The 7380-nt window shown below is 37.8% G+C and carries 7 protein-coding genes and 2 pseudogenes; 8 read left to right on the top strand and 1 reads right to left on the bottom strand.

Features of this window, described 5'->3' with window-relative positions; translation table 11 throughout:
• Nucleotides 1-14 precede the first annotated feature (14 nt).
• From rlmD to HSISS2_RS12105, 5 genes and pseudogenes are all read left to right on the top strand, one after another.
• Nucleotides 15-1375, top strand: a pseudogene (gene rlmD, locus HSISS2_RS05190) (23S rRNA (uracil(1939)-C(5))-methyltransferase RlmD).
• A gap of 349 nt (nucleotides 1376-1724) precedes the next feature.
• A complete protein-coding gene (locus HSISS2_RS05185) occupies nucleotides 1725-2363 on the top strand; it encodes a pentapeptide repeat-containing protein (protein WP_014634156.1) in 639 nt (212 codons plus the stop codon).
• Between the two features lie 350 nt (nucleotides 2364-2713).
• Nucleotides 2714-3193, top strand: coding sequence for a helix-turn-helix domain-containing protein (locus tag HSISS2_RS10875; RefSeq protein WP_014634157.1), 480 nt, complete (start codon nucleotides 2714-2716; stop codon nucleotides 3191-3193).
• 1 nt (nucleotide 3194) lies between these two features.
• Nucleotides 3195-3419: a hypothetical protein gene (locus tag HSISS2_RS05175; protein WP_021145727.1), complete on the top strand. Its 225-nt coding sequence runs from the start codon at nucleotides 3195-3197 to the stop codon at nucleotides 3417-3419.
• 578 nt (nucleotides 3420-3997) lie between these two features.
• Complete coding sequence (locus tag HSISS2_RS12105) at nucleotides 3998-4129, top strand: hypothetical protein (RefSeq protein WP_014634160.1); 132 nt, start codon at nucleotides 3998-4000, stop codon at nucleotides 4127-4129.
• Between the two features lie 236 nt (nucleotides 4130-4365).
• On the opposite strand, the gene HSISS2_RS05165 is transcribed toward HSISS2_RS12105, so the two are convergent.
• Entirely contained in the window at nucleotides 4366-4662 is a 297-nt protein-coding gene (locus HSISS2_RS05165) for a hypothetical protein (protein ID WP_050816209.1), read from the bottom strand.
• A gap of 751 nt (nucleotides 4663-5413) precedes the next feature.
• Between HSISS2_RS05165 and HSISS2_RS05160 the strand changes: the two genes are divergently transcribed.
• From HSISS2_RS05160 to HSISS2_RS05150, 3 genes and pseudogenes are all read left to right on the top strand, one after another.
• Nucleotides 5414-5656, top strand: coding sequence for a hypothetical protein (locus tag HSISS2_RS05160; RefSeq protein WP_014634163.1), 243 nt, complete (start codon nucleotides 5414-5416; stop codon nucleotides 5654-5656).
• 4 nt (nucleotides 5657-5660) lie between these two features.
• Nucleotides 5661-6277 (top strand): annotated as a pseudogene (locus HSISS2_RS05155) (SAP domain-containing protein).
• 205 nt (nucleotides 6278-6482) lie between these two features.
• Nucleotides 6483-7256 (top strand): alpha/beta fold hydrolase, encoded by a 774-nt coding sequence (locus tag HSISS2_RS05150; protein WP_021145725.1) that lies wholly within the window; start codon nucleotides 6483-6485, stop codon nucleotides 7254-7256.
• Nucleotides 7257-7380: the final 124 nt, after the last annotated feature.

Genomic DNA, 7380 nt, shown 5'->3' with positions numbered 1-7380 from the left:
AAGAAAGTTGAATTATGTTAAATAAAAACGATATTGTAGAAGTTGAAATTGTCGATTTGACACATGAAGGAGCAGGCGTTGCCAAGGTGGATGGCTTTGTCTTTTTCGTGGATAATGCCTCCCAGGTGAAGTCATCAAGATGCGCGTGCTTAAGCTCAAGAAAAATATCGGCTTTGGAAAGGTTGAGGAGTATGTGACCCTTTCACCAAACCGCAATCAGGACATTGATGCAACCTATCTCCGTTCAGGGATTGCTGATTTTGGACATATGACCTACGAGGAGCAGCTCAAGTTCAAGCGTAAACAAGTTGTGGACAACCTCTATAAGACAGCAGGCATCTCAGACGTAGAGGTCACTGAAACATTGGGGATGGAGACGCCTTACGCCTACCGTAACAAGGCTCAGGTACCTGTTCGCCGTGTTAAAGGTCAGCTTGAAACAGGTTTCTACCGCAAGAATTCGCACGACTTGATTCCAATTGAAGATTTCCTTATCCAAGACAAGGAAATTGATAAACTCATTGTCTTTGTCCGTGACCTTCTCCGTCGCTATGACCTCAAACCATACGACGAGAAGGAGCAGACAGGTTTGATTCGTCACTTGGTGGTTCGTCGTGGCCATTATTCAGGTCAGATGATGTTGGTCTTTGTAACGACCAGACCAAAAGTCTTCCGTATTGACCAAGTCATTGCTAAAATTACAGAAGCTTTCCCAAGTGTCGTTTCTATCATCCAAAACATCAACGATAAGAACACTAACGCCATCTTTGGTAAGGAGTTCCGAACTCTTTATGGTCAAGACACCATCACAGACAGTATGTTGGGTAATGACTATGAGATTTCTGCCCAGTCTTTCTATCAGGTTAACACCGAGATGGCTGAAAAACTCTACCAAACAGCCATTGACTTCTCAGACCTAAACAGCGATAGCATTGTTATTGATGCCTACTCAGGAATCGGGACAATCGGTTTGTCATTTGCAAAACAGGTCAAGGAAGTCTACGGCGTTGAAGTCATCGAAACAGCCGTCGAAGATGCCAAGAAAAATGCAGAACGCAACGGCATTACTAACGCCCACTATGTGGCTGACTCAGCTGAAAATGCCATGGCCAAGTGGAGTAAGAATGGCATCAAACCAGACGTCATCATTGTGGATCCACCACGTAAGGGCTTGACTGAAAGCTTCATCAAAGCCAGCGTCGCCATGCAACCTGAGAAGATTACTTATGTCTCATGTAACCCAGCAACCATGGCGCGTGATATCAAACTCTACCAAGAGTTGGGCTATGAATTGAAGAAAGTACAGCCGGTGGATCTTTTTCCGCAAACGCATCATGTTGAGACGGTCTGTCTGATGTCTAGGAAAGAGAAATAAATAGCGAAAAGTAGCGTATTTACGGGCTTTTTTGAGATTTAGCAATAGCTCATGAAAGTCCGTATTTCTTATATGAAAACATATCTACTGTAAAATCAGTCAAAGGGTTTAGGCAGTGGATTAGATGTCAAAGGTTGTGGCAATAGGATAGATGTTATCTAGGTTGCAAACTCAATTTGAGTGAGTGATTTAGATGCTGTCTAATCCGGCAACTCAACTGTTGACACTATGGAAGGCAGTGGATTAGATACTATGGAAGGAGAAAAGGGTTATCCATGGGTAGAGCAAAGAAAAAAGAGACGCCAAAAGAAGAAAGAATATGCATACCAGAAATTCTATACGAATTAAGATGGGAAAACCTATCTTCTTTACTCTGACGCATTGTAGCAAAAAATTGAAGGGTATTTCTAACAGATTTAATTATAAAGCAAACATGCATAATCTTTGTTTTGTGGATGCGAGCTTTTATAATGTAAAATATCAAGCTTCAATTATGACTGACTGTAATTATAGAAACGCTAATGTTATAGGAGTTGATTTCTTTAATTGCAACATGAGAGGGACTTCATTTAAAAACGCAAAGTTAAAGAATGTAGTGTTTTATAACTGTAATTTAAAGGGTACTGATTTCTCAGGAGCTACATTTGATGATGTTGCATTTATTTGTACTAATACGAATGAAGCTAAGAATATATACTCAAATACTCCCGGAATTATGGTATTACGTACATATAAAGCTTTGAATTTAAGTGAAAAAGTAAAAATACAGCTATTAAATTTGGGACATAATCAATCTGTGTTTAATGCCAGAGTGCTTCATGTTAATCAGAATAAGTTAAACCATTGGACACTTGGCTTAATTCATCAGAAATATGGGGATGATGGAATAGAAATGCTTTCCGATATTCTGTGCAAAAAAGAAGAATGGAATAATATGTATACGGTCTTTTCGTATATGCTGCTAATTGAAAAATGGGGTAAAAAATGATATAATATTTAAGTCCTGCTCCGGAACCAGTGATGGTGCATGCTAACATGTATAAATGAGGACACATAACATTAGCAAGTATTCGAGGAGGGATGTCTATGATTAGTAATATCTTAACTGTTTTATCTTTTTTAGTATTATTGTTGAGCGCTGTAATTGATTGTAACTTCCTATCCCGATTACTCGGGGTTTCGAGCAATATTTAAGTAATAATTTCCCTCTCAACCATTATGGCTGGGAGGGTTTTGTGTTATATGAGCTTGTTAATATAAAATTAACAATTTATTGCTACACGTTTGTAGTAATACTACATTTGTTGTGATATAATAATGCTACAAGGAGGAATTGCTATGGATACTTATAGCGTAAAAGAAATAGCTGATATGCTAAATACAAATCCAGAAACCGTCAGAAGATGGATTCGTTCAGGTAAGCTTGAAGCAATTCAAGAATCAAGAAAAGGCGGAAATGTAGTAACAAAATCTATGCTTGATGCTTTTCTGAAGGCCTCTCCTAAGTACGCAGGAATTGCAGGTGGGCTTTTAGCTTCACCGGTTGGATTAACTACAGCAACCGCTGCGATTGTAGGTGGACTTCTTGCTCAACAGCTTATTAAGAATGATGAAATCAAAAATACTCATGTAAATACATCAGAAATACGTAAGCTATTGTTAGCCAATATACAATCTTCTAAAGAAAACATTATTCGAAAGAAGAAAAGTATAAAGCATCTTCAAGAGGAAATTGAAGAAGAGCAGCAACGTATCGATGAAGCTGAAAAGCTCATAAAAGAACTTGATGAAAAGGTTCGAGGTCAAGAGGAGGAATAGTATGGCACAGAAATGGGATTATGCAGAATTATCAAAGGCAGCCAAGGCCGCTGGAGGCCCTGAAAAGTATGTTGAGTTGCTTGAGAAGGCAAGTAAAGATGCAGGCAAAATGGAGATGGCACCTTGGATTGGTGTTGCAGCAATCGGAGCATCGTTATTGACTGCAGCAACTATCAAAGTAGTTGATTATTTCAAATCTAAAAGAAAAACAATGCTGATGAGATAGAAATGGCCAAGGAAGAAATCGTAAAGGGTATTAAAGAGTACGATGCTACTACACATCCAGAGGAAGCAGAGAGTAACTAAAATGTGTGTGTTCGAAAAAACATCATAATTAAGCAGCGGATAATCAGTGATGAAGGAGAGAAAATAAATGCTTGTATTGGGAATTAACAAAATTTTAAATTGGTGTCACATTACTTCTGGCGGACGAAATTACACATGTCCTACCAAACTGATTGATGGGAAATTATTTTTCACTTCAAGAAAGAATGGTATAGTGTGGCTGAATTTGTTTCCGACCACGCAGAGGAGCTTGTTTCAGAAGGTAGCAAGGTTTTCTCTCGCCTTTTCAAAAAGTAAAAGGAGGTAACAGCTATGCGATGTGCAAATTGTGGAAATGAAGATGAGAATACTTTATGGGATGAGGGTGATACAATTTATTGTTCTCGATGTGCGCATAGAACAAGAACATCCGATGGCGAAGAAGACTTAGTTGAATGTCCTCATTGTCACGAGATGAGAGATAGCAAGGCTTATTATTGCAGACATTGCAATATGCCGTTTTAATTAAGGAGGATAAAAATGACAAGAGAAGAGCTTAAGGAACAGATTGATGAGCTTATGCAACAGTATGCCAATGAAGAAATTGATGGTGATACATATGCGCAAAAGATGATGGAATTAGTAACATCTGCTCAAAACGATAATGACTAAGTTTTGATGTCGAAATTAATATGAAGGGAGGCGGAATTATGCAGCAGTGTCCATTTTGTGATAAAGTATATGATGAATCTGAATATAGTCATTGTCCATATTGTTCAGGCGAATTAGAGGATGGCGATGATGAAGTTCGTCCATGCGCTGAATGCGGTGGTTGCTTACATTAGGATGGAGAAGCTTGGGAATGTTCAAACTGTGACTACACATAGGGAGCCTTTTTGCAGTTATGCTTATCTGTCAATATCGACCGATACACCGGATTTTAATTCTACGGTGCAGTGGTCAGGCCAGACTGTGATTTGTTTGAGCCAGCGCTTTACAAGGGCTTCGTCAAATTCCGTAAGGTCAGCAGTCTGTGCCTTGATGAAATCCTGTAAGTCGGTGATGTGACTTATCTGCTCATCGCTCTGAACAGTGTCCATCGTTGCTTGCTGGCGCTGTTCTCTAATTTCAAAAATCTGCTCGGCAATTTCATCGTAGACTTCTTTGGAATTAGTCTTTTTTACAAGCTCTTGCTGAAGTTCCATGAGCTTTTCGTCGATACTATCAACAGAGCTTTCTGCAGAAACTTGATATGTTTCCACTAACGATAAGGGTTTAGTTAGCGGATTGGATAAGGGCAGATTATGCCAATAGATATGTTTCCGCAAACAAGCGATATTTGGCTCAAATTACACAGATATGTTCCAATATGACGACATCGATCAGCAGGTATCGTGCTATACGGAATGCGTAACACTGCTTGTATGAGCTACGAAGTAGCGAAGTAAAAGCAGATGTACGTCCGAGGCAAGGCATACCCAAGAAAACAACCGAAGCGAAGTTTGATTGGTTGCGTGCTACTGCAAATTGAAGTCCTAACATTACTCATAAGGATTATAGCCACCAAGTAAATAAAGTATATAAAATAAAGGCTTATTCTAATGCTATCTTTAAACTGTATCGGTAGTTTGGAGTAAGTCTTGTTTTTAGGATAAATGAGATTGACTGGAAACATAGCCATAGACAAGAGTTGACACTAGGGAATGGATAACAAGAAAAACTGGTTTGACTAGAAAAGCAATCAAGTATTATGAAGCAAAAGTTTGATAAAGATTATTATCAAAAATTACTTACAGCGAATGACAAGTATTTAGAGCTTAATGACTAAACATAAAGGCACCTGAGAAGATGTCTTTTTAGAAAGGCAAATGTCACAAAAGCATGATTGTCGAATGGGGATTTGAGGGGATTTCAAAAATATTAAATGGGGATTTGTGGTAAAATCATTATAGTGAAGTGATTCAAGGAATTAGAGATGCAAAATTTATAATTTGGGCAGCAGTTGCGTGGTTTTCCAATGAAGCTATTTATCAAGAGTTATTAGCGAAAAAGAAGCACGGATTATATAATTGGACACTAACAGCTAATTATAATGAAGAAACCTTAGCCACTGCACTTGATCATGAACTTGTCGTAAAGTTTGCTAAAGAGTTTATGGAATTTATTTTTAAGCAAAGAAAAATTAGATGTTTGAGGTAAGTAGTTGAGAGAAAATCGACCGGATTTTAGCAATATAAAATCATTTGAGGAATTTAACAGATACTATTGGTATCGAGAAGAGCTTTCGCAAATTTGTAAGTCTCTTGGATTAGAATACAGAAGAACAAAACAGGAGCTGAATTATATTATAGAACAATATTTCAAGGGGAATAGAATAGAAAAGTCTGTAAAGAAAGTAAAGAAAAACAAGCCGAAGCGATAACATTAAATACGCCATTGCTTGAATGTGGCTTTTCATTTAATCAAAAATTTCGAGAGTATTTTTCGGTTGCAACAGGTGTTGAACCATTCAAATTTAATGCTGACATGGCTACAGCTTGGCGAAAAGTGAAAGCTGGAAATGACTTAAACTTTACAATTCAAGATATGCTGAAAGTATACTATGGCGAGTCAGACTATGCTAAGTATGATCACTCAGTTTGTCAATGGAATCAATTCCTAAAGGACTTTTGCTCAGACGAATTTAGCGACTTTTATTCTAATAAGTTAAAAGTTGCTGCTATTCTATGGAAAGAGGTCAGAGATTCAACAAATGAAAAAATCTATTCAAGGCAACTTCTGGATGAGTATAGATGCAAAATAGAGGAGTGTCAAAAATAAACAAATCCCAGTTTGTCGAGCTAATACCTTTTAACGATAACTTTATGATATCGTTAAAAGGTTTATAGATATGTTTCCATATACAGACAAGACTACATGGAATACTTAGTGTTCACTCGTGCCATGTTGAGGCGGTATCACTGCTTGTACGAGCTGATTAAACAAGGATGTAGCAAGTGAAAGTCCTAAAGTAAGGAGTTTAAACATGAAATTTCATGAATTTGGTGATAAGAATTTGCCTCCTATCTTACTGATACATGGTGGTGGCAGTTCTTGGTGGAATTATCTTCGTCAAGCACGAATCTTGTCAGAAGAATATCGTGTTATTTTACCCACTTTGAATGGCCACGGCGAGGAATATCAACTTGATTATGTTTCTACTGAAGATTCTGCTTTGGAGATTCTAGACTATATCAAAGCAAACTGTGGTGGGAAATTGTTTGCAATCGGTGGTGTTTCACTTGGTGGTCAAATTGCCATGGAGCTTTTGTCTTTAGACGGTGAAATTGCTGAGAAGGCCATCATAGACGGAAGCCTCTGTATTCCTCAACCAAGGTTAGCTAAAATCAGCATCTTTCTAGTGTCTCTATTTGGTAAATTGATGTTCAATAAATTCTCTTGTAAACTTCAGTTAAGCATGATGAACAAACTCTATCCTAAACTGGCTTATCCAGAGGAAATAAAAGCTTATTATTTGGAGGATCTGCCAAGGACGCCTGTCAAAACAATGGTGACCATTTACAAAGACTATATGGGGCGTTACAAACTGAAAGATAGGATTTCTGCTAGCAAAGCTCAGGTTTTGTATATCTATGGTGAAAAAGAATTAAACTGTGTGAAAGCATCGGCGAAATTATTTCAGCAGCTACATCCAAATACGATTTTGTATGAAGCAAAGGGCTATCATCATGGCTATTTATCAGCTTATCTGCCTCAAGATTGGGTTGATTTGGTTGAGCCTTTTTTAAAGAAGAAATAAGGAAAAATAAAGATGAATAGAATAGTAGACGATCAGATAACGCTTATTCCTTATTATAGAAATGATGACATCTCCCTTCTTTGGTATCAAGATAGTGAGGTTTGCAAACAAGTAGATAATACTG

Source organism: Streptococcus sp. HSISS2, assembly GCF_000448665.1.
GTDB lineage: Bacteria > Bacillota > Bacilli > Lactobacillales > Streptococcaceae > Streptococcus > Streptococcus raffinosi.
Note: the sequence above shows the minus strand (reverse complement) of the source record. Positions and strands in the feature narration are given on the sequence as shown.